Annotated in this window: 27 protein-coding genes; 23 read left to right on the plus strand and 4 right to left on the minus strand. The window is 40.8% G+C overall.

Annotation, left to right across the window (positions count from 1 at the left end; genetic code table 11):
* Positions 1-14 precede the first annotated feature (14 nt).
* Positions 15-911 (minus strand): LysR family transcriptional regulator, encoded by an 897-nt coding sequence (locus ABH902_RS00800; protein WP_404588627.1) that lies wholly within the window; start codon positions 909-911, stop codon positions 15-17.
* Between the two features lie 233 nt (positions 912-1,144).
* Between ABH902_RS00800 and ABH902_RS00805 the strand changes: the two genes are divergently transcribed.
* The 5 genes from ABH902_RS00805 to ybaK all read left to right on the plus strand — a co-directional run bounded on the left by ABH902_RS00805 (position 1,145) and on the right by ybaK (position 6,722).
* Positions 1,145-3,205, plus strand: coding sequence for an FAD-dependent oxidoreductase (locus tag ABH902_RS00805; RefSeq protein WP_404588628.1), 2,061 nt, complete (start codon positions 1,145-1,147; stop codon positions 3,203-3,205).
* A 16-nt stretch (positions 3,206-3,221) separates the two neighbouring features.
* Positions 3,222-4,100, plus strand: a complete 879-nt coding sequence (locus tag ABH902_RS00810; RefSeq protein ID WP_404588629.1) for a shikimate dehydrogenase — start codon at positions 3,222-3,224, stop codon at positions 4,098-4,100.
* A 24-nt stretch (positions 4,101-4,124) separates the two neighbouring features.
* Complete coding sequence (locus tag ABH902_RS00815) at positions 4,125-5,324, plus strand: MFS transporter (protein WP_404588630.1); 1,200 nt, start codon at positions 4,125-4,127, stop codon at positions 5,322-5,324.
* Between the two features lie 22 nt (positions 5,325-5,346).
* Positions 5,347-6,102 (plus strand): type I 3-dehydroquinate dehydratase, encoded by a 756-nt coding sequence (aroD, locus tag ABH902_RS00820; protein WP_404588631.1) that lies wholly within the window; start codon positions 5,347-5,349, stop codon positions 6,100-6,102.
* A 125-nt stretch (positions 6,103-6,227) separates the two neighbouring features.
* Positions 6,228-6,722, plus strand: a complete 495-nt coding sequence (gene ybaK, locus ABH902_RS00825) for a Cys-tRNA(Pro) deacylase (protein ID WP_404588632.1) — start codon at positions 6,228-6,230, stop codon at positions 6,720-6,722.
* A gap of 12 nt (positions 6,723-6,734) precedes the next feature.
* Here the strand turns inward: ybaK and ABH902_RS00830 are convergent, their stop codons facing one another.
* A complete protein-coding gene (locus ABH902_RS00830) occupies positions 6,735-7,130 on the minus strand; it encodes a ribonuclease HI family protein (RefSeq protein WP_404588633.1) in 396 nt (131 codons plus the stop codon).
* Positions 7,131-7,213: 83 nt separating this feature from the next.
* Between ABH902_RS00830 and ABH902_RS00835 the strand changes: the two genes are divergently transcribed.
* Positions 7,214-7,657 carry an EbsA family protein gene (locus ABH902_RS00835; protein ID WP_404588634.1) on the plus strand — a complete coding sequence of 148 codons (444 nt, stop codon included), beginning with the start codon at positions 7,214-7,216 and terminating at the stop codon, positions 7,655-7,657.
* 53 nt (positions 7,658-7,710) lie between these two features.
* Here ABH902_RS00835 and ABH902_RS00840 read toward each other — a convergent pair whose 3' ends face one another.
* Positions 7,711-7,911: a cold shock domain-containing protein gene (locus ABH902_RS00840; RefSeq protein ID WP_154775703.1), complete on the minus strand. Its 201-nt coding sequence runs from the start codon at positions 7,909-7,911 to the stop codon at positions 7,711-7,713.
* A 213-nt stretch (positions 7,912-8,124) separates the two neighbouring features.
* On the opposite strand from ABH902_RS00840, the gene ABH902_RS00845 reads away from it, so the two are divergent.
* From ABH902_RS00845 to ABH902_RS00920, 16 genes are all read left to right on the plus strand, one after another.
* Positions 8,125-8,508, plus strand: a complete 384-nt coding sequence (locus tag ABH902_RS00845) for a hypothetical protein (RefSeq protein ID WP_404588635.1) — start codon at positions 8,125-8,127, stop codon at positions 8,506-8,508.
* Complete coding sequence (locus tag ABH902_RS00850) at positions 8,508-9,209, plus strand: CBS domain-containing protein (RefSeq protein WP_404588636.1); 702 nt, start codon at positions 8,508-8,510, stop codon at positions 9,207-9,209. The genes ABH902_RS00845 and ABH902_RS00850 overlap by 1 nt, the downstream gene beginning before the upstream one ends.
* A gap of 5 nt (positions 9,210-9,214) precedes the next feature.
* Entirely contained in the window at positions 9,215-9,691 is a 477-nt protein-coding gene (gene lspA, locus ABH902_RS00855) for a signal peptidase II (protein ID WP_404588924.1), read from the plus strand.
* On the plus strand, positions 9,678-10,583 hold the full coding sequence (locus tag ABH902_RS00860) for an RluA family pseudouridine synthase (RefSeq protein ID WP_404588637.1): 906 nt from the start codon (positions 9,678-9,680) through the stop codon (positions 10,581-10,583). Before lspA ends, ABH902_RS00860 begins: the two co-directional genes overlap by 14 nt.
* Positions 10,584-10,865: 282 nt before the next feature.
* Positions 10,866-11,423 carry a bifunctional pyr operon transcriptional regulator/uracil phosphoribosyltransferase PyrR gene (gene pyrR, locus ABH902_RS00865; RefSeq protein WP_154775698.1) on the plus strand — a complete coding sequence of 186 codons (558 nt, stop codon included), beginning with the start codon at positions 10,866-10,868 and terminating at the stop codon, positions 11,421-11,423.
* Positions 11,424-11,452: 29 nt separating this feature from the next.
* Entirely contained in the window at positions 11,453-12,733 is a 1,281-nt protein-coding gene (locus ABH902_RS00870; protein ID WP_404588638.1) for a solute carrier family 23 protein, read from the plus strand.
* A gap of 13 nt (positions 12,734-12,746) precedes the next feature.
* Complete coding sequence (locus ABH902_RS00875) at positions 12,747-13,673, plus strand: aspartate carbamoyltransferase catalytic subunit (protein WP_404588639.1); 927 nt, start codon at positions 12,747-12,749, stop codon at positions 13,671-13,673.
* Between the two features lie 8 nt (positions 13,674-13,681).
* Positions 13,682-14,965 carry a dihydroorotase gene (locus ABH902_RS00880; protein ID WP_404588640.1) on the plus strand — a complete coding sequence of 428 codons (1,284 nt, stop codon included), beginning with the start codon at positions 13,682-13,684 and terminating at the stop codon, positions 14,963-14,965.
* A 2-nt stretch (positions 14,966-14,967) separates the two neighbouring features.
* On the plus strand, positions 14,968-16,047 hold the full coding sequence (locus ABH902_RS00885) for a carbamoyl phosphate synthase small subunit (RefSeq protein ID WP_404588641.1): 1,080 nt from the start codon (positions 14,968-14,970) through the stop codon (positions 16,045-16,047).
* Positions 16,047-19,229: a carbamoyl-phosphate synthase large subunit gene (carB, locus tag ABH902_RS00890; protein WP_404588642.1), complete on the plus strand. Its 3,183-nt coding sequence runs from the start codon at positions 16,047-16,049 to the stop codon at positions 19,227-19,229. The genes ABH902_RS00885 and carB overlap by 1 nt, the downstream gene beginning before the upstream one ends.
* A 67-nt stretch (positions 19,230-19,296) precedes the next feature.
* Complete coding sequence (locus ABH902_RS00895; protein WP_404588643.1) at positions 19,297-20,070, plus strand: dihydroorotate dehydrogenase electron transfer subunit; 774 nt, start codon at positions 19,297-19,299, stop codon at positions 20,068-20,070.
* Positions 20,067-20,990 carry a dihydroorotate dehydrogenase gene (locus ABH902_RS00900; RefSeq protein WP_404588644.1) on the plus strand — a complete coding sequence of 308 codons (924 nt, stop codon included), beginning with the start codon at positions 20,067-20,069 and terminating at the stop codon, positions 20,988-20,990. Before ABH902_RS00895 ends, ABH902_RS00900 begins: the two co-directional genes overlap by 4 nt.
* Positions 20,987-21,706, plus strand: coding sequence for an orotidine-5'-phosphate decarboxylase (gene pyrF, locus ABH902_RS00905; protein ID WP_404588645.1), 720 nt, complete (start codon positions 20,987-20,989; stop codon positions 21,704-21,706). Before ABH902_RS00900 ends, pyrF begins: the two co-directional genes overlap by 4 nt.
* Positions 21,703-22,341: an orotate phosphoribosyltransferase gene (gene pyrE / locus ABH902_RS00910; RefSeq protein WP_404588646.1), complete on the plus strand. Its 639-nt coding sequence runs from the start codon at positions 21,703-21,705 to the stop codon at positions 22,339-22,341. Before pyrF ends, pyrE begins: the two co-directional genes overlap by 4 nt.
* Positions 22,342-22,602: 261 nt before the next feature.
* Positions 22,603-23,304 carry a carbonic anhydrase family protein gene (locus ABH902_RS00915; RefSeq protein ID WP_404588647.1) on the plus strand — a complete coding sequence of 234 codons (702 nt, stop codon included), beginning with the start codon at positions 22,603-22,605 and terminating at the stop codon, positions 23,302-23,304.
* A 13-nt stretch (positions 23,305-23,317) separates the two neighbouring features.
* Positions 23,318-24,208 carry a LysR family transcriptional regulator gene (locus tag ABH902_RS00920; protein WP_404588648.1) on the plus strand — a complete coding sequence of 297 codons (891 nt, stop codon included), beginning with the start codon at positions 23,318-23,320 and terminating at the stop codon, positions 24,206-24,208.
* Between the two features lie 61 nt (positions 24,209-24,269).
* On the opposite strand, the gene hisC is transcribed toward ABH902_RS00920, so the two are convergent.
* Positions 24,270-25,319, minus strand: coding sequence for a histidinol-phosphate transaminase (gene hisC / locus ABH902_RS00925; RefSeq protein ID WP_404588649.1), 1,050 nt, complete (start codon positions 25,317-25,319; stop codon positions 24,270-24,272).
* A 184-nt stretch (positions 25,320-25,503) separates the two neighbouring features.
* Here hisC and ABH902_RS00930 point away from each other — a divergent pair, with 184 nt between their 5' ends.
* Entirely contained in the window at positions 25,504-26,673 is a 1,170-nt protein-coding gene (locus ABH902_RS00930; protein WP_404588650.1) for a pyridoxal phosphate-dependent aminotransferase, read from the plus strand.
* Positions 26,674-26,772: the final 99 nt, after the last annotated feature.

The following is a 26,772-nucleotide window of genomic DNA, read 5'->3' on the forward strand; positions in this document are numbered from 1 at the left end:
TGTGGCCAATAGTTTTATAGATAAAAGAGGTTTTGAGCAAATGGAACGACAAAATCCTTAAAACGAATCGCCGCCGGTGAAAGAAAATGATCTTTTTTAGTAGCTAAATAAATATATCTCGGTAACGTATTATCTTTTAAAGGGATTGCTTTTACATCGTAAGAAGAAATCGAAGGGATTCTGGGAATCAACGCAATCCCGAATTTATGTGCGACAAAGCCCAGCATCGTGTGATCTTCTTCAACTTCACAAACAATCCTTGGTGTAACTGCGGCATTTGCCAGCATTTTATCAATATGAGGGCGCAAGCCGCTACGTTTATTAAAATAAACCTGCGGGTAGTCCTGCGTATCCTTTAAAGAAACTGAATCCAGTCCAGCTAAGGGATGATCGGTCGGTACAATTAAAACAATCTCCTGCTCTGTTAGAATTTCATAATTTAGTTCATCATCTTCTTTTAATTTGGAGGTAATCGCCACATCCGCTTCTTCTTGTAGCAACAGCTCCGTCATGTCGGAAGAGTTGCCTTGATAAAGGTTAAAGCGGATTTGTTCATTGCCTGGATATGCGGAAAATTCCTTCATCAACATTGGAGCAAGGTAAGAACCAGCGGTATAAATAAACGCAAAATCTATCACACCTTTTTCTGGACTTACCAGCTCCTTTAGGGCGCGTTCGCCTTTTGACAGTTCCTCTAAAGCAGAAACTACATAAGTATAGAAGAATTTGCCGTATTTTGTGAGCTGAATATTGCGGCCTTTTTTTTCAAAAAGCTGTGCATCCAGCTCTTTTTCCAGTTCAGACATTGAATGACTAAGATTGGGTTGTGTCGTATTAAGTAATTTTGCTGCGTGTGTCATATGCTGAGTATCAGCGAGTGTTCTAAAAAATTCCAGTTGTCGTAAATTCATCGATTAAAACTCCTTAATAGTCATTCATTCATAAATATAGTTTATCAGTTATTCAAAAAAGATGCATTAAAAAAACAATTTCTCATAAAAAAATCCAGTAACAGCAGGAGATGCTGATATATAAATAACTTTTATAGAAAACATAAAAAAGTTTCATTGGATTTTATTGTTCTTCTAAATTAAACTAACAACATAACGATTGTGAATTGTTTAACAAGAAGTAGGAGGAAGTCATGAACAACTATCAAGCTATTTTTGAACCATTAACTATTAAACGCATGACCTTAAAAAATCGTGTTGTCATGCCGCCCATGGGTACGAACTTTGCCAACATGGATGGAACATTCAGCATGCAGCATGTCTCATATTATGAGCAGCGCGCTAAAGGGGGAACCGGTTTAATCACATTGGAAAATGTTTGTATCGATTATCCAATGGGAACAAACGGAGCCCGTCAATTACGGATGGACAATGATCAATATATTTCAGGACTGTGGCATTTCAACGAAAAAATGCATGCATACGGCGCGTGTACCTCTGTACAAATCAACCATGCGGGCGCTTCTGCCTATGGCTTGCGTTTAGACGGAGCACAGCCAGTATCTGCTTCTGATATTCCTTCTAAAAAAGGTAATCCGATTCCGCGTCCCTTAACGGAAGAAGAAATTATGCATATTGTCGAGCGCTATGCTGATGGTGCGCTTAGAGCGCAGCGTGCTGGCTTTGATTGTGTAGAAATTCACGCAGGACATTCTTATTTATTAAGTCAATTCTTATCACCAAAATATAACAAGCGTACAGATAAATTTGGCGGTTCGCCGGAAAATCGGGCACGTTTCACCAAATTAGTTGTAGAAGCAATCCGAAAAGCGGTAGGCCAATTTTTCCCGATCTCATTACGTTTTAGTGCGGATGAATTATTGGAAGACGGCAATACGCTCGAAGATACAATCGAAGTGATTAGCTATTTTGCAGAAGAAGTAGATATTCTAAATGTTTCGGCTGCGTTAAATGACAATCTTCAATATCAAATCGACAAAATGAATTTACCGGACGGCTGGCGTGCCTATATGGCGAAGGCTGTTAAAGAACGTTTCCCTGATAAAACGATCGTTACTTCCGGCAATATCAGAAGTCCAAAACGAGCAGCGGAAATCCTTGAATCAGGCGAAGCCGATTTACTAGCGATGGGTCGCGGCTTGATCGCAGAACCGAATTGGGTAAACAAAGTAGCTAACGGACAAGAAGCACTACTAAGAAAATGTATTTCCTGTAATATCGGCTGTGCGGATCATCGGATTGCTAAAGCGCGTCCTATACGTTGTACCGTAAATCCGGATCTACATTACGAAGATGCTTACAAAATGAAACCTGTATTGCACCCAACTAAAATGGTCGTTATCGGCGGCGGAACTGCCGGACTGGAAGCGGCTTGTACCGCAGCTGAAGTTGGTGTCAGCGTTGAATTGTTTGAACAAAAGGATTATCTAGGCGGCTTAGGTCATGAAATTGCCCGCTTCCCAGATAAAAAACGGATCGATGATTTCATCACCTATCAAGTGAACCGTACGAAAGAATTAGACAATTTAAATGTTCATTTAAATCAAGCAGCAACACTGGAAGATGTAGCTAAATTCCAACCGGATATTATTGTAAATGCGACCGGGGCGAAACCTTTATTACCGCCAATCAAAGGCTTGAAAGAGCAATTAGCTAACGAAAATCGCAACGTCTTTTCAATCTTTGATATTTTAGGCGATATGTCTAAATTCCAAGAATTTGAAGGGAAAGAAGTCGCTGTCATCGGCGGTGGCGCGGTCGGTCTGGACGTCGTAGAATATTACGCAGAACGCGGTGCAAAAAAAGTATCAATTGTTGAAATGCAAGGCGAGCTTGGCAAAGACCTTGACTTAATCACTAAATTAGCCATGATGGAAATTGTGGAAGAATACGGTGTTGAGGTTCATGTAGAAACCAAATTAACCGAAGTAAAAGAAAACAGCTTCTTAGTTGAAAAAGACGGCGAACTGCTGGAAATCCCATTTGACTTAGGCTTTGTTTGTCTGGGCATGCGCGCAGAAGCCCCACTAATTCGTGAATTGGATCAATATGCGAGAGAAAACGAAGCGGTTCTTTTGAATATTGGCGACAGCAAAGTAGCTAGAAGAATTATGGAAGGAACACGTGAAGCGCGTGATATCCTAAAAACAATTGAAGTTTTGGAAAATACCAGAACTCAAAAACAATTGTTTGAACAATCAAAAATGCTGCAAAAAGCAACACAAACTATATAAAGCGAGGGAATTTATCATGTCAGAAAGAATTGATGGACACACATTACTAATCAGCTTGATCGCTACACCGATCCGCCACAGCTTGTCACCAACCATGCACAATGAAGCTTTTGCTAAATTAGGGCTTGATTATGCGTACATGGCTTTTGAAGTGGGCAACGAAGAATTGAAAGATGCTGTTCAAGGAATTCGTGCTTTAGGAATTAGAGGCTCAAACGTTTCTATGCCGAACAAACAAGCAATCATTCCTTACTTGGATGAGCTTTCACCAGCCGCTAAATTAGTCGGTGCTGTCAACACAGTAACCAACAAAGACGGCAAAGGTCATTTAGTTGGACACATCACTGATGGAACAGGTGCTATGCGAGCTTTGAAAGAAGAAGGCGTAGAGGTTAAAGACCAAATCGTAACGATGACTGGTGCTGGTGGTGCCGGAACAGCGATTGCGATTCAAGCAGCTTTGGATGGTGTCAAAGAATTACGTATTTTCAATATCAATGACCAACATTTCAAAACAGCGCAAGAAACAGTGAAGAAAATCAATGAAAATACTGATTGTAAAGCAACAGTTACTGATTTATCTGATCAGACTGCGTTCAAAAAATCAATCGCTGAAAGCAGCATTTATATTGATGCAACCGGCGTAGGGATGAAACCATTGGAATCTGAAAGTCTAATCAACGATCCAGAAGTCATTCGTCCTGATTTAGTTGTGTTCGATGTGGTTTATATTCCAAAAGAAACAAAATTATTAAAATTTGCTCGTGAAAATGGCGCGAAAAAAACCATCAACGGTTTAGGTATGATGCTTTATCAAGGCGCAGAAGCTTTCAAACACTTTACTGGGGAAGATATGCCAGTTGATTATATCCGCGACTTATTATTTAAAGACTAGACTTTACCAACGAAGGAGAAACTGATGAAAAACAAGTATGTACCAACAGCGTTAGGGCTGTATATTAACTATATCGTTCATGGGATGGGCGTATTAATCATTATGCAAAATAAGGATGCACTGGCTTCACAATGGAATACCAATGTTGAAGGTGTCTCTGGAGTAGTAGCAATGTTGGGGATTGGACGTCTTATCGCCATCCTAATTACTGGGCGTTTATCTGATAAATTCGGCCGTAAACCATTTGTATATTTGGGAATGCTGGTCTATGCTTTATTCTTTGCAGGTATTTTGTTTAGCCCAAGCGTACCGTTAGCAATGTTCTTTGGTGTTATTGCTGGAATTGCCAATTCATGTCTGGACTCTGGTACTTATCCAGCCTTAATGGAATCTTTTCCTAAAACTGCCGGAACAGCTAGCGTTTTGATTAAAGCCGCTGTTCAAATTGGTCAATTCGCTTTACCATTTATTATTGCCTTCTTAGGTAGCGCAGGTCTTTGGTTTGGCTGGTCATTTATTGTTTGTTTAGCATTATTATGCTTAAATGCACTTTTCTTATTAAAATTGCCATTCCCTGATTCAGACAGTAAAGCTGCGGAAACAGAAGGGGAAGTAGAAGCTGCGCCTGTGACTAAATTCAAAAGTCAGCCAAAAATGCATATTGAAGGTGTTGCCTTCGTTATTTATGGCTTTATTTCCCAAGCAACTTTCTATTTGATTAGTCAATATATTGCACTTTATGGACAAGAAGTAGCATCAATGTCTGAAAATGCCTCAAAACTATTAGTTTCTTATTACTCAACCGGTTCTCTTGTGTGTGTAGGGGTAACAGCCGTTGTAGCAGCGAAGATTCGTCCTGTGAATCTAGTCTTGCCTTACACGCTTGCTTCATTCTTAGCTATTGCAGCGATGTGGTTATTCCCAACGCCAACTGTTTTGACAGTCGGTGCAGTATTAGTTGGTTTCTTTGCAGCAGGCGGCGTAATGCAGCTTGGTTTAACGGTTATGGGAGAAATGTTCCCAGCAGGTAAAGGGACGATCACAGGGATCTTCTATACTTTCGGAAGTATTGCGTCCTTTGCGATCCCAGTCGTTTCTGGTAAAATCGCTAATAGCAACCCTCATGGTATCATGCTCCTTGATACGGTTATTGCCGGTATTGGTTTTGTCTTGGCTGTAATTATCTTTATTCGCTACCGTCAAACAATCGATACATCTAAATAAAAACGAAGGGACGTAACTTGACATGCAAACAGTTACAGTAAAAGATATTACTTTAGGGGCTGGAAGTCCTAAAATTATTGTTCCTCTAGTAGGAAAAACAGAAGCCGCTATTTTAGAAGAAGCTAAGTATTTATTAACCATTGATTGTGATTTAGTTGAATGGCGTGTTGACTTTTTTGAACAGGTCGCTGATTTTCAAGCTACAGCAGATTTGGCGAAAAAAATTGCAGCAATTTTAACTGAAAAACCTTTATTAGTTACTTTCCGTACCAAAAAAGAAGGTGGCGAAATTGAATTTTCAGATGACCAATACTTTGGTTTATATGAAACGATCGTTAAAAACAGTGCTGCTGACTTAATCGACGTCGAATTATTCATGGATGATGCGCGCGTCCAACAATTAATTGCGTTAGCGCATGAAAAAGACATTAAAATTGTTATGTGCAACCATGATTTTGATAAAACACCGGCACAAGCTGAAATCGTCGCTCGTTTACGTAAAATGCAAGAAAAAAATGCGGATATCTGTAAAATTGCCGTTATGCCGCAGTCATCAACCGATGTGCTGACGTTATTAGCTGCAACCAACGAAATGCAAACACAATATGCAGATCGCCCAATTGTGACCATGTCAATGGGACAATTAGGCATGGTCAGCCGGATGTGCGGTGAAGTTTTCGGCTCTGCGATGACTTTTGGTGCAGCGAAAAAAGCTTCTGCTCCTGGACAAGTGCCGGTAGAAGAATTGCGCTCAGTATTAAAAACATTAAGCTTATAAGATAAAGCAAAAGTCAATTTCTTAAATGAAAAAATAAAGAATGTACAGCAAAAGTTCACGGACCTTTGTTGTGCATTTTTTATTGCATCTATTGTAGAATTTGCTAAACTAAGAGTGCGAGGTGAATGAAGGTGGCAAAAAAGAAGAAGATACAGAAAACGAACGCGATTCGACAAGTAGAGCAAAAGAATATTGCATATAATGAATACGAATTTGCTTGGAGCGAGGATCATTTAAGCGCGGATAGTGTGGCTGAAAAGCTAGAGATTGATCCGGCACGGATTTTTAAAACCTTGGTGACTGTGGGGAATAAAACTGGACCAGTCGTAGCGGTGATACCCGGTAATCAAGAACTGGATTTAAAAAAACTAGCGAAAGTCAGCGGAAACAAAAAGATCGAAATGCTGCATTTAAAGGATCTGGAAGAAACCACCGGCTATATTCGAGGCGGCTGTTCGCCGATTGGCATGAAAAAACTGTTTCCTACCTTTATTGCAGCAGAAGCACAACAGTATGATCGAATTATCGTGTCAGCTGGAAAAAGAGGGCTGCAGATCGAGCTAGCATGGCAGGATATTTTGACGCTTACAAACGGAAAAATCGCTGATTTAACCTTTTAGGCAATCAGCGATTCATTTGTATTTTTGCAATGCTTGTCGCGCAAGGGTATCGGCGCCTTTATTTTGGCTTTCAGGCAGCCATTTTACCAGCAGCAAGGAAAAATCTGACTCCAGTTGCTGAAAAGCATGCAGGTAAGGCTTAAACAAAGGGTTTTTTGCGTGATTTTTTTCAATAGTTGCTACAACAATTTTACTGTCGGAATGAATCACAACGGTTTGATTATGTAACTTTTTTTCAAGGACTAACTGAAGCGCATGGATGAAGACTTTAAATTCTGCTTCATGATTGGAACAAATCCCCAGTGAAACATGCAGTTGCTCATGGAAGCCTTCTCCTACAAGCACAATTCCGCCGCCGCTCGGACCGGGATTCCCTTTTGTGGCAGCATCTACATAAATTCTTAACATAAATTTCTCCTTAATTTCTTTTTGTTCAAAGTTGAAGTATGTTATTATTGTAACATATTGAATTATTATTAAGGGGTCGCTATATGAAGAAACAGGTCTATCATTGGCAACCAGAATTGTCGCTTTCGATAATTTATTGGTCTTGTACATTTGGCATTTTATTTTTAAGCTTGATATTAACATTGGAAAATAATCAGCCCTATCTTGTTAGCAATATTGTCTTGGGCATTTTCTTTTTCTTTGTGTTTTTGGGTTTCAGACGTTATTTTATCATTACAAATGATTATTTAATTATTCATGCATTAGCGCCTATAAAACGAAAAAAAATCACGCTCTCTTCCATTGAAACGGTTCGAGTAGGATTACGGTGCATTGAATTATCTTCTCCAGAATTAAAAGAGGCAAAGCAACTATTTATCATGTCGAAAAAGACAAAGGCAGCTTTTATTCATCAACTTAGCAGTAATCAGTTATTTCATGCAATCATTATAGAAGATGCTACCTTAAAATGTGGCAAGCAGGATTAAAAGAAGAAATGAGAAAAAGAACGTAAAACAGCGATTGTTTTACGTTCTTTTTCTTATATTTTTTTCACGTGAGCAGCTTGCAAGCCGCGTGTGCCTTCCATTACTTGAAATTCGACTGCTTGGTTTTCTTCTAAAGACTTAAAGCCTTCTTCTTCGATTGCTGTGAAATGAACAAAAATTTCCTCGCTCTCATTGTACACAATAAAACCGTATCCTTTTCGATTATCAAACCACTTGACGAACCCTTTTTCCATTCAAATCACGCTCCTTTATTTTCTAAAGTCTAGCATCATTATAAAGTGAAAAGACAAGCGAGTCAATCTTTAGAAAAAAGATATTTTCCAAGGAAAAAGCCAACGAAGTCTTGGTTTTTTATCCACATTAGCCTGTGGCTGCCATCACTTCTTTCTTCCAGTCCAGCGTTTTTTATTATATACTGAATGAAGAAAGCGGAAGGAGAAAGGACCATGTTGATTGAATGCAGCAGAAATACCGGTTTTTATGGAATGGGCAGTCCGCTGGAGCTTAGAAAAAATAAGCATAAATGGTTATATTTAACGCATAATCAAACCAAAACGGTAGAAGTAGAAGAGAGCGAGTGTACGCTGCAGGTAAAATTTTTTCTCCTGAAAAGTCAGCCTTACGTTGTGAAAGATTCAGGTAAGCTCGTTCAACTGGAAATTCAAATGAATCCGCAGCTGGTTTTGATCTATCTATTGCTTTTTGGGGCTTTTTTGATAGTGCCGCTTTTTAAGCTATCCATTATTGGTTCATTTTTTCTTTTGCTCGTTTTTCTATTTTTTATTGTTACATTTATGAATAAAGCATATATTATTAAGGAGAAGTTTTAATGGGTGCAAGTGCAGAACAGTTTTTAAGCAGCTTTAACCGAATTGAAAAATGGCTGCGGGAACAATTGAATAATCCAACCAATATGGGCTTTAGTGAAATGGTTCGGAAGTTGGCGCGCAAAAAAGAGCTGCAGGTGGCTTTTTATCAGGATGATTTATTACAAATGGCGCAACTACGCAATGCCATTGTTCATGAACGAATTTCGACTGATTTCGTGATTGCAGAACCAAATGAATGGGCGGTTAATCGCTTGCTGGAGATTGAAAAAAGCTTAATTCGTCCGGAAAAAGTATTGCCGCGGTTTGCTAAAAAGGTAACAGGGTTTGATTTAACTATTCCGATCAAGGATATTTTAGCCATTGTGGCGCGCAAGCAATATTCTCAGTTTCCAATCTATGATCGCGGTGTTTTTAAAGGCTTGATTACGACACGGGGATTAGCAGTCTGGCTGTCAGTTGAAAGCTTAAAAGGCGATATTCATTTAGAAGGCAGAAAGGCCGCTGAACTGATTGAAAGGAATTACAAAGAAAGCAATTATCACTTTGTGAGCCAAGAAACGACGATTTATCAAGTGGAGGAAATGTTCCGTTCGCAAATTAGACTGGAAGCTGTTTTAATTACAAAAAACGGCAATCCCAATGGAAATTTACTGGGAATCATTCGTCCGCGTGATTTATATAATATTTTAGAGAAGGAATGATGGTGTTGTTAGCAGTTTATCTTGTGGTTAGCGCCTTTTTGATCGGTTTGGATCAGTGGGTGAAGTATTTAACGGTCTCCAATATTCAGCTTGGGGAAACGAAAGAGTTTATTCCAGGTTTTTTATCCTTTACCAATATACGCAATACCGGAGCAGCTTGGAGCCTTTTAGAAGGCAAAATGTGGTTTTTCTACATTATTACAGTCATTGTTGTCGTCGTAGTGATCTATATTTTAGTTAAAAATCTGCGCGCAAGCAAATGGTTTACCATTGGTCTAACATTGGTTTTGGCTGGAGCAGTCGGTAATTTCATTGATCGGATTCGTTTAGGATACGTAGTGGATATGTTTCAAACGGAATTTATTCGTTTTCCTATTTTCAACGTTGCTGATATGACGTTAGTCATTGGTGTGGCATGTATTTTTATTTATTTAATTTTGGACGAAAAAGCAGCGAAGGATGGAAAAAATGGCACAAATTAATGTAGTAATAAATCAAGAAAGCGGTCGGATTGATAAAGTATTAAGCGACCTATTGAAAGAGCACTCCCGCTCACAAATTCAGCAATGGCTGAAAGAGCAAAATATTACCGTCAACGGCGAAGTAATTCGTTCAAATTATAAAGTAAAGGCGCAGGATGAAATTGTGATCAGCATTCCTGAACCGGTTGAACTATCTATCCAAGCTGAAAATATTCCGCTTGATATTGTCTATGAAGATGACGATCTGCTAGTAGTGAATAAGCCGCAGGGAATGGTCGTGCATCCTTCCGCCGGACATATGACAGGCACCTTGGTCAATGCGTTGTTATATCATATTAAAGACCTTTCCTCCATTAATGGTGTCATTCGTCCGGGAATTGTTCATCGGATCGATAAAGATACATCAGGATTATTAATGGTAGCAAAAAACGATCGGGCGCATGGGATTTTGGCGGATCAGCTAAAAAATAAAACCTCGCTTAGAAAATATGTCGCCTTAGTTCATGGCGAAATTGCGCATGACAAGGGAGAAATTAATGCACCTATCGGTCGTTCAAAAAATGATCGTAAAATGCAGGCTGTTATTGAAGGCGGCAAAGAAGCAGTAACTCATTTTGAAGTACTGGAGCGTTTTGCAGGCTATACCTTGGTTCAGCTGCAGTTGGAAACAGGACGCACTCATCAGATTCGCGTGCACATGAAGTACATCGGCTATCCGGTGGCTGGAGATCCTTTATACGGACCAAGAAAAACGCTAAAAGGGCAGGGGCAGTTTCTCCATGCGGAGGTTTTAGGCTTTAAGCATCCTACGACTGGTCAGATGATGATTTTTGATGCACCGTTGCCGGATATTTTTGAAAAAACTTTGGATCAATTAAGAAATAAAGGTTGATTTATTTCTTAAGAAACGGTACACTGTTTTAGAGCTGAAAATTGAATATGATCCTTTAAGATTAGTCCCGTGAGGCTAAGAAGGAAACACACAAACAAACTAAGTGCGCTTAGTCCCTGCTTTGTGTGAGATACATGGTATCTTTGTATATATGTCATTGTCTATCCTCCTACCTAATTACGGGCAGGAGGATTTTTTTGTTGTAAAAAGGACCGCTGAAGAAGCGGAATTCGTACGAGTAGGCTGACAAACGAATCATAAATTCATTTAGGAGGGAACAGCATGCAAGGAAAAGAGGTCGTTGATGGCGTGACAATGAAACGTGCATTAACCAGAATCACGTATGAGATTATCGAAAGAAACAAAGGCATTTCTGACATTGTACTAGTCGGTATTAAAACACGCGGCATTTATATCGCTCAAAGAATTGCTGAACGTTTAAAACAGCTTGAGGGCATCGAAGTGCCGGTAGGTGAACTGGACATTACTCTTTACCGCGATGACATGAAAGGACAGACGATGAAGGAACGGTCGTTGGACGAGCCGGAGTTACATTCTTCTAATGTACCTGTTTCAATTGAAGGAAAAGAAGTGATTTTGATTGATGATGTTCTCTTTACAGGCAGAACGATTCGAGCAGCGATGGATGCAGTCATGGATCTAGGACGACCTAGAAAAATTTCTCTGGCAGTTTTAGTCGATCGCGGACATCGTGAGTTGCCGATTCGAGCAGACTATGTAGGGAAAAATATTCCAACATCCATGGCTGAAGAAATTATTGTAGAAGTAGAAGAAAAAGACGGTGTGGATCGTATTTTAATTGCAAGTATTGACGTATAAAGAAATTTAATAAGATTGGAAAGATTTTGATGACAGAAGAAAAGTTCCGTAATGAAGAAGTAGTTTTAGATATTCATGACAGACCAAAAGCAGGACACTGGATTGGTTTAAGTCTCCAGCATTTATTCACCATGTTTGGCGCTACCGTGTTAGTTCCGATTTTAGTCGGTATTGATCCCGGCATTGCGCTGGTAAGCTCAGGCTTAGGAACTTTAGTGTATTTATTCGTTACAAAGGGAAAAATACCAGCTTATCTAGGCAGCAGCTTTGCCTTTATTGCAGCGATGCAAATGCTGATGAAAAGCGACGGTTACCCGGCAATCGCTCAAGGGGCAGTTACGACTGGTCTGGTGTATCTAGTTGTTTCATTGATCATCAAGAAAATTGGTTCGGCTTGGTTGGATAAGATTTTACCGCCGATTGTTGTCGGTCCTGTAATTATGGTTATCGGACTTGGCTTGGCGGCTAACGCGGCAAATAACGCCATGTTTAATGACGGCAAGTATGATTTCAAATTTATCGCTGTTGCACTGATTACATTAGCTTTAACCATTTTTTACAACATGTTTTTCAAAGGCTTCTTAGGACTCATTCCGATTCTTTTAGGCATTGTCAGCGGCTATCTGGTAGCGTTGCTTTTTGGTATCGTGGATGTTGAGTTGATTAAACAGGCTGCCTGGTTTGCTATGCCGAACTTTGAAATTCCATTTGTTCAGTATCAACCAAAGCTGTATTTAAATGCGATCACCACAATGGCACCTATCGCTTTTGTAACGATGACAGAACACATTGGTCATTTAATGGTCTTAAACAAATTAACAAAACGCGACTTTTTCCAAGATCCGGGCTTGTCTAAAACTTTAATGGGTGACGGAGCTGCCCAAATTGTTGCCGGTTTTGTCGGCGGACCGCCAGTTACCAGTTATGGAGAAAACATTGGTGTGTTAGCGATCACTCGAGTACACAGCGTATTCGTCATTGGCGGGGCAGCGGTTTTGGCAGTCTGCTTAGGCTTTGTCGGCAAATTAAGTGCAATTATTCTAAGTATCCCCGGCCCGGTTATTTCCGGAATCAGCTTTGTCTTGTTCGGTGTCATCGCAGCAAGCGGCTTGAAAATTTTGATCGATAATCAAATTAACTTTGATAAAAAGAAAAATTTATTAATTGCATCAGTTATTTTAGTCATCGGGATTGGCGGACTGGTTTTCAAATTGAATACATTTGAGCTTTCATCAATGGCTTTAGCAACAGTTCTAGGGATTATTTTAAACTTAGTTTTACCTGAAACGGCTCGCAGCGAAGAAAAGTAGGAGGAATGTACGAATGATTATCACATCTGAACGTATCAGTTTAAAACATCTTTTGACCGTAGAAGCTTTAAGCGATCAAGAGGTCATGGGCTTGATCCAGCGTGCGCAGGAATTTAAACACGGCGCTACTTGGAAGCCGGAAAAGGAACAGTATTTCGCGACCAATTTGTTCTTTGAAAATAGCACACGGACACACAAGAGCTTTGATGTAGCTGAGAAAAAGCTTGGGATTGAAGTGATTGAATTTGAAGAAAGCATGAGCTCAGTAAAAAAAGGCGAAACGCTTTATGATACGGTTCTGACTATGTCAGCCATTGGCGTGGATGTGGCAGTCATTCGTCACAGTAAAGAAAACTATTATGATGAACTGATTCAAAGTAAAACGATCCAATGTTCCATTATTAACGGTGGAGACGGCAGTGGACAACACCCGACACAGTGCTTATTGGATCTGATGACGATTTATGAAGAATTTGGGCACTTTGAAGGCTTAAAAGTTGCTATTGTTGGTGATATTACGCACTCACGTGTAGCTAAATCCAATATGCAAATGCTAAAACGCTTAGGTGCAACGATCTTTTTCTCAGGGCCAGAAGAATGGTACGATAAGCAATTTGAAGCTTACGGACATTATATGTCTTTGGACGAAGTGGTCGAAACAGTGGATGTGATGATGCTGTTAAGAGTTCAGCATGAACGCCATGATGGTTCTGAACTGTTTTCAAAGGAAGAATATCATCAAGAATACGGCTTAACCATTGAACGGGCGAAAAAGCTGCAAAAGCATGCGATTATTATGCATCCGGCACCGGTCAATCGGGATGTAGAGCTGGCAGATTCTCTTGTTGAAGGAATACAGTCACGCATTATCCAGCAAATGAGCAATGGAGTTTATATGAGAATGGCAATTTTAGAAGCAGTATTACATGGAAAGGCATAGGTGGAAAAATGAAGACACTTATCAAAAATGGAAAAATCATTAAAAAGGCAAATCAATTGATTCCAGCAGCAGTTTGGATCGAAGATGGCAAAATCAAAGCGATTGGAACATCCTTCGATGAAAGCTTGTTCGATAAAGTCTTTGATGCCAAGGGACAATTAATCACACCAGGCTTAGTTGATGTTCACGTACATCTAAGAGAACCAGGCTTTACTTATAAGGAAACCATTGAAACTGGCAGCAAATCAGCAGCCAGAGGCGGTTTTACAACCGTTTGCGCAATGCCTAACTTAAATCCAGTACCAGATACACCGGAAAAGCTAAAAGCTGTTTACGATATTATTGAAAAAGATGCGGTCGTGAAGGTTTTGCAATATGCGCCCATTACTGAAGAGCTGCGCAGTGAAACCTTAACAGACCAAAAAGCGTTAAAAGAGGTCGGCGCTTTTGCTTTTACCAATGACGGAGTGGGCGTACAAACAGCTGGAACCATGTACCTGGCCATGAAAGAAGCTGCTTCTCTAGGAATGGCGTTAGTTGCTCATACTGAAGATGAATCTTTATTATTCGGCGGAGTTATGCACCAAGGTGCAGTTGCTGAAAAACTGGGATTGCCTGGGATTTTATACTCAACTGAAGCTTCACAGATTGCCAGAGATGTTGTCCTGGCTGGTGAAACCGGTGCTCATTATCATGTTTGCCATGTCTCTACCAAAGAAAGTGTCCGAGTTATTCGCGACGCAAAAAAAGCCGGCATTCATGTAACGGCTGAAGTTTCTCCCCACCATTTAATTTTAGTAGATGAAGATATTCCAGAGGATCACGGTTTTTGGAAAATGAACCCGCCGCTGCGTGGAACAGAAGACCGCGCTGCGCTGATTGAAGGCTTAATGGATGGAACCATTGATTGTATTGCGACAGATCACGCCCCACATGGCTTGGAAGAAAAAAGCCAAAGCTTCTTAAAAGCACCATTCGGCATTGTCGGCAGCGAAACGGCATTCCAATTGATTTATACGCATTTTGTTGAAACAGGAAAATTCACATTAGAACAAGTGATCGACTGGATGGCGGTTAAGCCGGCTGAAATCTTTGGCTTAGATGCTGGAACCTTAACCATCGGGGCTCCAGCGGATATCGCTGTCTTTGATCTTGAGGAGGAAGCAGCGATTGACGATCAGGAGTTTGAATCACAGGCGGTGAACACACCTTTTGTCGGCTGGAAAGTCAAAGGCAACACTCTAATGACTTTCGTTGACGGAAAACCAGTCTGGACGAAAGAGGAGGCGTAAAAGTGAAACGATTATTGATTCTGGAAGACGGAACAGTATTTGAAGGAAAAGCCTTTGGTGCTGAGATCGACGTTGTAGGAGAAGTGGTTTTTACAACGAGTATGACGGGCTATCAAGAAACGATCACCGATCAAAGTTTCAATGGTCAAATTATTACCTTTACCTATCCAATGGTGGGCAATTATGGCATCAATCGGGATGATTACGAGTCCATTTCGCCAACCTGTAAAGGGGTGATCGTGAAAGAACATGCCCGCCTTGCATCTAATTGGCGCAATCAGCTAACACTGGATGAATTTTTGAAAAATAAAGGCATTCCGGGAATTTCCGGCATTGATACACGAGCATTGACCAGAAAGCTGCGTTCAGCCGGAACGATGAAAGCTGGTTTTATCGACGCCGACGATGATCTAACCCACGCGTTTGATCAGCTGAAGGCCACTGTTTTACCTCGGAATCAGGTTGCACAGGTTTCCACGACTAAACCTTATCCAAGTCCTGGCACCGGGCGCAACGTGGTCGTGATTGACTTTGGTTTAAAGCACAGTATTTTAAGAGAACTTTCGAAGCGTCATTGTAACTTAACAGTTTTACCATACAACACAACAGCCAAAACGATTTTAGAATTATCTCCTGACGGCGTGATGCTGACAAATGGCCCGGGTGATCCCAAGGATGTACCGGAAGCCATCGAGATGATCCAGCAAATTCAAGGAAAAGTTCCTATATTCGGCATTTGCTTGGGTCACCAGCTCTTTTCTTTAGCCAACGGAGCAGATACGTACAAAATGACATTCGGTCATCGGGGACTCAATCATCCAGTAAGAGAGGTTGCTACCGGAAAAATTGATTTTACTTCCCAAAATCACGGCTATGCAGTTGATGAAGCAACCATTGATTCAGAAAAACTGCTGGTTACGCACGTTGAAGTAAACGATGGCACCGTTGAAGGAGTTAGACATAGACATTATCCCGCATTTACAGTGCAGTATCATCCGGATGCAGCGCCAGGTCCGCATGACGGCTTGCATTTGTTCGATGAATTTATGGAAATGATGGATGCATGGAAGGAGCAGGGCTAATGCCAAAACGAACAGACATAAAAAAGATTATGGTTATCGGATCAGGACCGATTATTATCGGACAGGCTGCAGAATTTGATTATGCCGGTACGCAAGCCTGTCTTGCTTTGAAAGAAGAAGGCTATGAGGTGGTTTTGGTTAACTCTAACCCAGCCACAATCATGACAGATAAAGAAATTGCCGACCAAGTCTATATTGAACCATTAACTTTGGAATTTGTTTCCCGCATTTTGCGTAAAGAACGTCCGGATGCTTTGCTGCCGACCTTAGGTGGTCAAACAGGCTTGAACATGGCAATGGAGCTGGCCGAGTCAGGCATTCTGGCGGAGTTGCAGGTAGAATTACTGGGCACTAAATTAACGGCTATTGATCAGGCGGAGGATCGGGATTTATTTAAACAATTAATGGAAGAATTAAACCAGCCGATTCCTGAAAGCGAGATTGTCAATACTGTCGATCAAGCGATTGCTTTTGCGAATAAAATCGGTTATCCGATTATTGTACGACCAGCCTTTACATTAGGCGGTACCGGCGGCGGTATGTGCGATAATGAAGCGGAGCTGCGTACAATTGCTGAAAATGGATTGAAGCTTTCACCGGTTACGCAGTGTTTGATTGAAAAAAGCATTGCCGGCTACAAGGAAATTGAATACGAAGTCATGCGCGATTCCGCAGATAATGCTATTGTCGTTTGCAACATGGAAAACTTTGATCCAGTGGGTGTGCATACAGGGGATTCAATTGTTTTTGCTCCCAGTCAAACATTGTCCGATCATGAATACCAAATGCTGCGCGATGCGTCTTTAAAAATTATTCGAGCATTAAAAATTGAGGGTGGCTGTAATGTACAGTTGGCTCTTGATCCGAACAGCTTTAATTATTATGTCATCGAGGTAAATCCTCGTGTTTCCCGATCTTCTGCGCTTGCCAGTAAAGCAACCGGTTATCCGATTGCAAAACTAGCGGCAAAAATTGCAGTCGGTTTGACCCTAGATGAAATGAAAAATCCTGTTACCGGCACAACCTATGCCGAATTCGAACCGGCACTGGATTATGTGGTAGCTAAAATTCCCCGCTGGCCCTTTGATAAGTTCGAAAAAGGTGACCGGCGTTTAGGCACACAAATGAAGGCGACCGGCGAAGTCATGGCAATTGGTCGTAATATTGAAGAATCCTTATTAAAGGCCGTACGCTCTTTGGAAATCGGTGCCTTTCATAATGAATTAAAGGAATTAAATGATAGTAGTGATGACTTATTGACGGAAAATATCGTGAAAGCGCAGGACAACCGCTTATTCTACCTTTCAGAAGCGCTGCGGCGCGGTTATTCAATTGAAGAATTACATGGACTAACCAAGATTGACCTGTTCTTTTTAGACAAGCTCCTGCATATTGTGGAAATTGAAGCACAGTTGCAAAATCATATACAAGATCTTGATTGCTTGACAGAAGCGAAACAAAACGGCTTTACCGATCGCAAAATTGCAGAATTATGGCAAATGACAGAAGCTGCCGTAACGGAATTCCGCTTAACGAACAAACTGCAGCCAGTTTACAAAATGGTCGATACTTGTGCGGCAGAATTTGAGTCAAAAACACCTTATTTTTACAGTACGTACGAGTTAGAAAACGAGAGTATTGTTTCCGAAAAACCTTCTGTACTGGTATTAGGATCCGGACCGATCCGCATTGGTCAGGGAGTAGAATTTGATTATGCTACTGTTCACTCAGTCAAAGCGATTCAAGCAGCTGGTTATGAAGCAATTATCATGAACAGCAATCCGGAAACTGTTTCGACGGATTTTTCCATCTCCGATAAGCTCTATTTTGAACCATTGACGTTAGAGGATGTTATGAACGTGATTCACTTGGAAAAACCAATTGGAGTGATCGTGCAATTTGGCGGTCAGACGGCAATCAATTTAGCCGAGCCTTTAGTCAAGCAAGGGGTTAAGATTTTAGGTACAACGATCGAGGATTTAGATCGAGCTGAAAATCGTGATCTGTTTGAACAGGCCTTGCAGGAGCTTGAAATTCCTCAGCCACCGGGAGCAACAGCGACCAGTGCGCAAGAAGCAGTAGCAGTTGCCAACAAAATCGGTTATCCGGTTTTGGTTCGACCAAGCTATGTTTTAGGCGGACGAGCGATGGAAATTGTAGAAAATCAAACGGATTTAGAAGATTATATGCGCCATGCAGTCAAGGCTTCTCCTGAGCACCCAGTATTGGTTGACAGCTATTTATTAGGTAGAGAATGTGAAGTAGATGCGATTTGTGATGGGGAAACCGTGTTAATCCCGGGTATTATGGAACATATTGAGCGCGCAGGGGTTCATTCCGGCGATTCAATGGCTGTCTATCCGCCCCAAACCTTATCAGCGGAGCTGCAGCAGACGATTGCTGCCTATACGGAAAAATTGGCGCTAGGACTTAATTGTGTTGGGATGATGAATATTCAGTTTGTTATCCATGATGAAAAAGTGTATGTGATCGAAGTTAATCCTAGAGCTAGCAGAACCGTTCCGTTTTTAAGTAAAATTACCGGCATTCCTATGGCTCAGATCGCTACTAAGGCAATCTTGGGACAGAAACTGCAGGATTTGGGCTATCAATCGGGTCTTTATCCAGAAGGCAAGCAAGTACACGTAAAAGCCCCTGTCTTTTCGTTTACCAAGCTGCAAAAGGTGGACACATATTTAGGTCCTGAAATGAAATCTACCGGTGAAGTCATGGGTACTGATTATAGTTTGGAAAAAGCCTTATATAAAGCCTTTGAAGCTTCCGGACTACATCTGCCGAGCTATGGTGCTGTTTTATTTACCATTGCGGATGAAACAAAGGAAGAGGCGTTAGCCTTGGCTAAACGTTTTAATAAGATCGGCTATAGTTTGTTGGCGACAGAAGGAACTGCGGCTTATTTTAAAAGGTATGGACTTACTGTTGAATCTGTGTATAAAATTAATCATGATGGCGGCGCTACAGTTCTTGATTTAATCCGCACTGGACAGGCACAGGTCGTTGTGAACACGATGGACAAAAACCGCTCCGATAGTAATAAAGACGGCTTCTTGATTCGTCGTGAAGCGGTTGAACATGGGGTGCCGTTGTTTACCTCATTGGATACGGCTAACGCTATTCTTAAGGTATTGGAATCGAGAGCATTTTCAACAGAATCAATCTAAATAAAGTGTCGTGGTTGTCTGTCTTAGACAGCCGGGCGCTTGTTGGAGTATAAAGGAGTAAAAAGACATGAAACAGGAACTAATGACGATTATCTCGCAAAAACAGCTTGCTCCTAGAATTTTTCAAATGACTTTACAAGGAGAGCTTGTAAAGGAAATGGGCAAACCGGGACAATTTATTCATATCAAAGTGCCGCGTGCAGATATGTTGTTAAGGAGACCAATCAGCTTAAATCAAATCGATAAAAAAGCGAAAACCTGTACGATTATCTATCGCACAGAAGGTGAAGGAACCAAGGTGTTTTCTGAATTAACGGCCGGTGATCAGTTAGATGTGATGGGACCTTTAGGCAACGGCTTTGATCTTGATTGTTTAGAGGAAGGACAAACGGCTTTTGTGATTGGCGGCGGTATTGGCATTCCGCCGATGTATGAGCTTTCTAAACAATTAAAGCAAAAAGGCATCAAAGTCATCCATTTTCTAGGATATGCTTCAAAAGAGGTCGCTTATTTTGAGGACGAATTTGCGGCGTTGGCGGAAACACGTTTTGCCACGGATGACGGTTCGTTTGGCGTGAAAGGGCATGTGGGTCATTTGTTAACTGCAGCGGATGTAGAGGTGCCGGATGCTGTGTATGCTTGTGGCGCTAACGGTATGCTAAAAATGGTTGCAGAGGTTTTTGCAGATAATTCAAATGTCTTTTTATCTCTCGAACAGCGCATGGCCTGCGGTATGGGGGCTTGTTATGCCTGTGTTTGTCATGTGCCGGAGGATGAAACAAAAAGTGTCAAGGTTTGTGACGAAGGACCGATTTTTAGAGCGAATGAGGTGGTTTTATGAATAAATTAGCTGTTAGTTTACCGGGATTAGAGTTGAAAAATCCGATCATTCCTGCCAGCGGTTGCTTTGGTTTTGGTGAAGAGTATGCAAAGTATTTTAACTTAGAAAAATTAGGCTCCATTATGATTAAAGCAACAACACCTCAAGCTCGTTACGGTAATGAAACACCCAGAGTAGCTGAAACGCCGAGCGGCATGCTGAATGCAATTGGTCTGCAAAATCCAGGTTTAGAGGTGGTTATGGAAAGCAAGCTGCCGAAGCTAGCCAACTATGATTTGCCGATCATTGCCAATGTGGCTGGCGCTTGTGAAGAAGATTATGTGGAAGTTTGTAGTAAAATTGGTGCAGCGGAAAATGTTAAGGCAATTGAATTAAATATTTCCTGTCCTAACGTGAAGCATGGCGGAATTGCTTTTGGAACAGATCCAGATGTGGCTTTTCAATTAACGCAAGCCGTTAAAAAAGTTTCTTCTGTACCTATTTATGTGAAATTGTCGCCAAATGTCACCGATATTGTACCCATTGCCCAAGCAATTGAAGCAGGTGGCGCTGATGGTTTTTCAATGATTAATACACTGTTGGGCATGCGGATTGATTTAAAAACTAGACGACCGATTTTGGCAAATCAAACGGGGGGCTTATCTGGTCCAGCAATTAAACCAGTGGCAATTCGCTTGATTCACCAAGTAGCGCAAATATCGGATTTGCCGATTATCGGTATGGGTGGAGTGCAGACCGTGGATGATGTTTTGGAAATGTTCATGGCTGGTGCTAGTGCAGTCGGTGTAGGAACCGCTAATTTTACTGATCCGTACATCTGTCCCAGATTGATTGATGCTTTGCCAGCAAGAATGGCTGAACTAGGCATTGAATCACTTGAACAGCTAAGAAAAGACGTAAAGGAGGCGAAAGTCCGATGAGTCATCGTCCAATTATTGCTTTAGACTTTGCTTCAAGGTCTGAAGTTGCTGCATTTTTAGAAAAATTTCCTAAAGAAGAATCTCTATTTGTAAAGGTGGGCATGGAATTATTTTATCAAGAAGGACCAGAAATTATTCGCTGGCTGAAAGCATTGAATCATTCCGTGTTTTTGGATTTAAAATTACATGATATCCCAAATACGGTAGAAAAAGCGATGACTGGTTTGGCGCGTTTGGATGTGGATATCACCAATGTTCATGCCGCCGGCGGAATCAAAATGATGGCTGCAGCGAAGCGCGGCCTAGAAAAAGGTACAGTAAACGGCCAAAAAACACCTTTACTGATCGCTGTGACGCAACTAACCTCAACCAGTGAAGAACAAATGCAGCATGATCAATTAATCAAAGTGCCGCTGCAAGAAAGTGTTCTGCATTATGCGCAATGTACACAAACTGCAGGCTTAGATGGCGTAGTGTGCTCTGCTTTGGAAGCACAGGCAATTCATCAAGCAACGAGTGAAAACTTTATTTGCCTAACGCCGGGAATTCGCCCAAGCGGCAGTGCTGTAGGCGATCAGCAGCGTGTTGTTACACCGAAAGAAGCAAGAGAAATCGGTTCTACATATATTGTAGTTGGCCGACCAATTACACAAGCGGCCGATCCTTTTGAGGCTTATCAAATAATCAAAAAAGAGTGGAATGGAGAAAACGAATGACAGAATTAGCAAAAGCAATTGCCAAAGATTTACTTGAGATTGAAGCTGTATTTTTAAGTCCGAATGAGCCTTTTACATGGGCAAGTGGGATTAAAAGCCCGATTTACTGTGATAACCGCATCACAATGAGCTATCCAAAGGTCCGCAAAGAAATCGCCAAGGGACTTGCAGCTAAAATTAAAGAAGCGTATCCTGAGGTTGAAGTAATCGCGGGAACAGCAACAGCCGGTATTCCACATGCTGCTTGGGTGGCAGAAATCTTAGATTTACCGATGGTTTATATCCGTAGCAAAGCAAAAGATCATGGCAAAGGGAATCAAATTGAAGGCCGCATCAGCGAAGGTCAAAAAATGGTTATTATTGAAGATTTAATTTCTACCGGCGGCAGCGTATTAGAAGCACAAGCAGCAGCTGAACGTGAAGGTGCGAATGTTTTGGGAGTTGCCGCAATCTTTACCTATGAATTACCAAAAGGCACACAGAATTTTGCTGATCAAAAAGTAGAATTAGTGACTTTGACCAATTATTCAACCTTGATTGACGCTGCTTTGGAATCAAAGTATATCGAAGCTAAAGATGTAGCGCTTTTAAAGGAATGGAAAAAAGATCCGGAAAACTGGCTAACTACTAAATAATTTTCAGCTTATAAGGATCCCATACAAGACAGTGTCAGCAAAACGCGAACAAGAAAGACGAACAGGGCTTGTTACCTTGCTCGTCTTTTATATAACCTGAAAGAATAGCATTTTCTAAAGGTAAGACCATTTTTTCTTCATTTGAGAATAGGTTATGCTATACTTTCATTATTGAGTAGCTTCGCCAATAGTTCACAGCAGGTGAAGCATTCAAAGAGTCAGACACAAAAAATGAATTGATTCAATTGAAGGTGGGGTTTGATGAAAAAGATTCGCAACATGGATGTAGAATGGGGCTATACTGGTGAAAGAGGACCTGAGCATTGGCATACGCTTTGCGACTGGTTTTCACTTGGCGCAAAATATCCGTATCAGTCACCGATTAATTTATCCAAGGAGCTTATTCAAGGTATTTCGAAAGAAAGAGAAATCACCTTTTGTTATAAGCGGGAAGAATTTACTGAAAAAGAATTTAAAAATACCTTTCATTTTGTTCCGCCAAATACAGAAAGCTATGTCATTTACGAAGAGGAAAATTATTATTTAACAGATATTCATTTTCACACGCCGAGTGAGCATACCATTGACGATACACATTTTCCGGTTGAATTTCACTTAGTTCATATGAATAACTCCGGTGAAAATCTGGTTGTCGGCTGCTTATTTGAGCTGTCAACTGAAAAAAATCAATTCTCGAAAGAGGCGGATACCTTGATTTGGCAGCCGGAAACTCATCAGCAATGGTTTGATCCAAGTATCTTTATTCCAGAAGAAAAGGGACACTTTCATTATTTAGGTTCATTAACCACGCCGCCGACCAAAGGACCGGTTCATTGGTTTGTTTTCGAAACAGTTCAAAAAATGGATCAGGCGTTTTTCCAGCGGATACATGAAGGAATGTTGCCGTTTAACAACCGTCCAGTTCAAGCATTGAATGGTCGAAAAGTTTATTTTTCTGAATGAGTGAGGGATGAGGATGAATATTCAACAAATGAAATATGTGGTCGCGGTAGCTAATAACGGTAGCTTTCGGGAAGCGGCCAAAAAATTATATATCACTCAGCCCAGCTTATCCAACGGTATTCGCGAGCTGGAAGAAGAAATTGGCGTCACCTTATTTACGAGAACAAATAAAGGTGCCTTAATTACAGAAGAAGGTCGGATTTTTTTAGAGCATGCGGAAAAAATCTTAACCCAAATGGCCTTGATTAAAAATCGTTACCAAGAGGTTGTGAAAAGTGAGCGGTTTTCTATATCTTCTCAACACTATGATTTTCTAGGCGAGGTCATGGGCAAGGTGATTCGCCAGTTTAATGGTCAATATAAAAATTTTCGTGTTTTTGAAACGACCACGCTAAAGGTGATTGAAGACGTCAAAAGTTTTCATAGTGAGTTAGGGATTATTTACCTTAATAATCAGAACAAAGCCAGCATTGAACGGTATCTTGAGCAGGCAAATTTAACCTATGAGGTTGTGGGCAGCTTCAATACGCATATATTTTTAGGAAACGACCATCCTTTAGCGAATCGAAAAGAGATCTATTTGGAGGAACTGTCCTGCTATCCTCAGGTTCGTTTTACGCAGGAAGGCAGCAATTTTGCTTATTTCTCTGAAGATTTGATTGAAAATCAGGAGCAAGAAACGGTGATTTATACGAATGACCGTGGAACTTTGATGAATTTGTTGGTTGAAACGAATGCTTATGCGTCTGGTTCTGGAGTGGTGACCGGGTTTACGAAAAAAGAAATTCGACTGATTCCGCTTGCGGATCGAACCATGAATAAGATTTGTGTCTTATATCAAAAAAATAAACCCATCAGTACAATTGGTACTTATTTTATTGAAGCAGTAAAAGAGCTTTTTTAGCTAGTGAACAACTATAAAACACGTTAAGAGCAGTGAAGTCCGCTGATCTTAACGTGTCTTTTTATTGTTCGGTATATTCTTTTAAAAGTTGATAAACGATTTCCATCTCTTTAGGTGTGCCGATTGAAATTCGTAGATAATTCTTCAAACGTTCCACTTTTGGAAAATAGCGCACATAAACCTCATGACGTTCTAGAAAATAAAATAAATCTTCAATGGCGTGCTGCGGGTGCGTAGTCAGTACAAAATTCGTTTGAGAAGGGCAGGTTTGAAAGCCTAATTCGGCGATTTTTTCGGTAAACCATTCTCTTGTCTGACAAATAGTTGTATTAATCTCCTCATAATAAGCAGCGTCTTTAACAGCAGCTGTGGCCAAGTCTTCTGCGAGAGAATCCACTGAATAGGGATTAAAAGAAGATTTGATACTTTCAATAATTTGAATATATTCCGGTTGACCAATGGCATAACCAACACGCAGCCCTGCCAATGAGCTGGATTTTGAAAAAGTTCGTACGATGACCATGTTAGGATACTTGTCCAGTAACGTCACCGCCGAGCTGGCCGCAAAATCAATGTAAGCTTCATCGATAATGACCATCACTTCTTGATTTACGGCTAATAAGGCTTCTATTTCAGATAAAGATTTAAAAATACCTGTCGGCGCGTTGGGGTTTGTCAGAAGGATCCCGCCGTTTTCCTGCTGGTAATCCTTGATATCGATTTCGAAACGATCATTTAACGGGATTTCTTTAAAAGGAACATTGAATAACTCTGCCCAAACTTTATAGAAACCATAAGTAATATCGGGAAATAAAATGGGATCTTTACTATTAAAAAACGCCAAAAAACAAAAAGCCAATACTTCGTCGGAGCCATTGCCGATGACAAAATTTTCAGGTGTTAAACCGAATTTTTCGGCCAGTGCAGCTTTCAATTGAGAATTATCAACAGAGTTATAGCGTTTTAGCTGACGAATGTCGAAGTTTTTCAGCTGCTGTTCAGCTAATGGCGTGGGCGGATAGGGATTTTCGTTTGTATTTAATTTAATTATTTTGGGATTATCGGGCTGCTCTCCCGGAACATACGGTGTAATTTTGCGAATACCTTTCATAGCCTCAACCTCTTTCTTTTTCTTTTACTATAAAGAAGGGATGGTAAAATGGCAAGTTATAAATGTGATTTCAGAAAGAAAAAGCGAGTTTTTTTAAATCCTATTTTCATTTTAAAGCTGATTATGCTATGATAAAACAGAAAAACGTGAGGATTGTCCTTATGATTGATGTGGAGGAGAAGCTATGGATGTAACAAGCAGATTTAACAAACAGGTGTACAAGATTGCTGTATCGACCATTCGCCGCTTTGACGAACAGGTTTCTGATATTGAAGGGATTTTGAAATTAACATTGGGGGAACCGGATTTTAACACCCCTGAGCATGTGAAAGATGCCGCCCATGAAGCGATTACCAATAATTTTTCTCACTATACAGGTATGTCCGGCTTAACCGACGTAAGAGAAGCAGCGACCTTTTTTGTAAAAGAAAAATACGGAATCAGCTATCAACCGGCTTCAGAAGTATTAGTAACGATTGGTGCGACGGAAGCAATTTCTGCTAGTCTGCTTTCTATTTTGGAACCTGGGGACAAGGTTTTAATGCCGGCACCGATCTATCCGGGCTATGAACCAGTGATTACTTTAGCACAAGCTCAACCTGTATATATTGATACAAGCGTGAATGATTTTATTTTAACGCCGGAAATGATTGAAGCAGCAATGGCAGAGCATGGGAGTGCAGTAAAAGCAATTATTCTAAACTATCCAAGCAATCCGACAGGCGTTACCTACAATCGTCAGGAGGTACAAGCGATTGCAGAGGTCTTGAAAAACTATCCGGTTTTTGTTATCAGTGACGAGATTTACAGTGAGCTGACTTATGATGAGCCGCATGTTTCAATTGCTGAATTTATTCCTGAGCAAACAATTATGATTAACGGATTATCCAAATCACATGCAATGACCGGCTGGCGTATTGGTTTTATCTTTGGACCAGCGAATTTAATTGCCCAAATCATTAAAGTCCATCAATATTTGGTAACTGCAGCATCAACGATTTCGCAAAAAGCGGCTGTTCGTGCTCTGATTGAAGGAATCAATGATGCTGCGATCATGAAAGAAGAGTATCGCCGGCGCCGTGATTTTGTTTATCAGCAAATGATAGAATGCGGTTTTACAGTGGCAAAGCCAAGCGGCGCATTTTATCTATTCGCTAAAATTCCGACGGGCTATGAACAAGATTCAATGAAGTTTTGTGTGGCTTTAGCTCAGGAAGAAGCGGTGGCGATTATTCCGGGCATCGCTTTTGGACAAGAAGCAGAAGGTTATGTAAGAATCAGCTATGCTGCCGACATGGATGTTTTAAAAGAAGCAATGACTAGAATCCAGCGTTATATGAAAAAACACCAGTAATCTTTATTATTAACTGCTGACAACATTTGTTGTCGGCAGTTTTTTTGCTGAAATCTTTACATACCTTTACCTGTTATTTACATTTTTTTGCCGAAGAAT

The organism is Enterococcus sp. UD-01, from assembly GCF_044909655.1.
GTDB lineage: Bacteria > Bacillota > Bacilli > Lactobacillales > Enterococcaceae > Enterococcus_L.

What these genes read in the sequence shown, in the direction of transcription:
- ABH902_RS00920 (WP_404588648.1), top strand. Translation starts at nt 23,318, where the DNA reads ATGAATATTCAACAAATGAAATATGTGGTCGCGGTAGCTAATAACGGT.
- ABH902_RS00915 (WP_404588647.1), top strand. Translation starts at nt 22,603, where the DNA reads ATGAAAAAGATTCGCAACATGGATGTAGAATGGGGCTATACTGGTGAA.
- ABH902_RS00845 (WP_404588635.1), top strand. Translation starts at nt 8,125, where the DNA reads ATGTTGATTGAATGCAGCAGAAATACCGGTTTTTATGGAATGGGCAGT.
- pyrF (WP_404588645.1), top strand. Translation starts at nt 20,987, where the DNA reads ATGAGTCATCGTCCAATTATTGCTTTAGACTTTGCTTCAAGGTCTGAA.
- ABH902_RS00870 (WP_404588638.1), top strand. Translation starts at nt 11,453, where the DNA reads ATGACAGAAGAAAAGTTCCGTAATGAAGAAGTAGTTTTAGATATTCAT.
- aroD (WP_404588631.1), top strand. Translation starts at nt 5,347, where the DNA reads ATGCAAACAGTTACAGTAAAAGATATTACTTTAGGGGCTGGAAGTCCT.
- ABH902_RS00805 (WP_404588628.1), top strand. Translation starts at nt 1,145, where the DNA reads ATGAACAACTATCAAGCTATTTTTGAACCATTAACTATTAAACGCATG.
- pyrE (WP_404588646.1), top strand. Translation starts at nt 21,703, where the DNA reads ATGACAGAATTAGCAAAAGCAATTGCCAAAGATTTACTTGAGATTGAA.
- ABH902_RS00895 (WP_404588643.1), top strand. Translation starts at nt 19,297, where the DNA reads ATGAAACAGGAACTAATGACGATTATCTCGCAAAAACAGCTTGCTCCT.
- ABH902_RS00900 (WP_404588644.1), top strand. Translation starts at nt 20,067, where the DNA reads ATGAATAAATTAGCTGTTAGTTTACCGGGATTAGAGTTGAAAAATCCG.
- ABH902_RS00880 (WP_404588640.1), top strand. Translation starts at nt 13,682, where the DNA reads ATGAAGACACTTATCAAAAATGGAAAAATCATTAAAAAGGCAAATCAA.
- carB (WP_404588642.1), top strand. Translation starts at nt 16,047, where the DNA reads ATGCCAAAACGAACAGACATAAAAAAGATTATGGTTATCGGATCAGGA.
- ABH902_RS00815 (WP_404588630.1), top strand. Translation starts at nt 4,125, where the DNA reads ATGAAAAACAAGTATGTACCAACAGCGTTAGGGCTGTATATTAACTAT.
- ABH902_RS00800 (WP_404588627.1), bottom strand. Translation starts at nt 911, where the DNA reads ATGAATTTACGACAACTGGAATTTTTTAGAACACTCGCTGATACTCAG.
- ybaK (WP_404588632.1), top strand. Translation starts at nt 6,228, where the DNA reads ATGAAGGTGGCAAAAAAGAAGAAGATACAGAAAACGAACGCGATTCGA.
- ABH902_RS00835 (WP_404588634.1), top strand. Translation starts at nt 7,214, where the DNA reads ATGAAGAAACAGGTCTATCATTGGCAACCAGAATTGTCGCTTTCGATA.
- ABH902_RS00850 (WP_404588636.1), top strand. Translation starts at nt 8,508, where the DNA reads ATGGGTGCAAGTGCAGAACAGTTTTTAAGCAGCTTTAACCGAATTGAA.
- ABH902_RS00830 (WP_404588633.1), bottom strand. Translation starts at nt 7,130, where the DNA reads ATGTTAAGAATTTATGTAGATGCTGCCACAAAAGGGAATCCCGGTCCG.
- ABH902_RS00860 (WP_404588637.1), top strand. Translation starts at nt 9,678, where the DNA reads ATGGCACAAATTAATGTAGTAATAAATCAAGAAAGCGGTCGGATTGAT.
- ABH902_RS00810 (WP_404588629.1), top strand. Translation starts at nt 3,222, where the DNA reads ATGTCAGAAAGAATTGATGGACACACATTACTAATCAGCTTGATCGCT.
- ABH902_RS00840 (WP_154775703.1), bottom strand. Translation starts at nt 7,911, where the DNA reads ATGGAAAAAGGGTTCGTCAAGTGGTTTGATAATCGAAAAGGATACGGT.
- ABH902_RS00875 (WP_404588639.1), top strand. Translation starts at nt 12,747, where the DNA reads ATGATTATCACATCTGAACGTATCAGTTTAAAACATCTTTTGACCGTA.
- hisC (WP_404588649.1), bottom strand. Translation starts at nt 25,319, where the DNA reads ATGAAAGGTATTCGCAAAATTACACCGTATGTTCCGGGAGAGCAGCCC.
- pyrR (WP_154775698.1), top strand. Translation starts at nt 10,866, where the DNA reads ATGCAAGGAAAAGAGGTCGTTGATGGCGTGACAATGAAACGTGCATTA.
- ABH902_RS00930 (WP_404588650.1), top strand. Translation starts at nt 25,504, where the DNA reads ATGGATGTAACAAGCAGATTTAACAAACAGGTGTACAAGATTGCTGTA.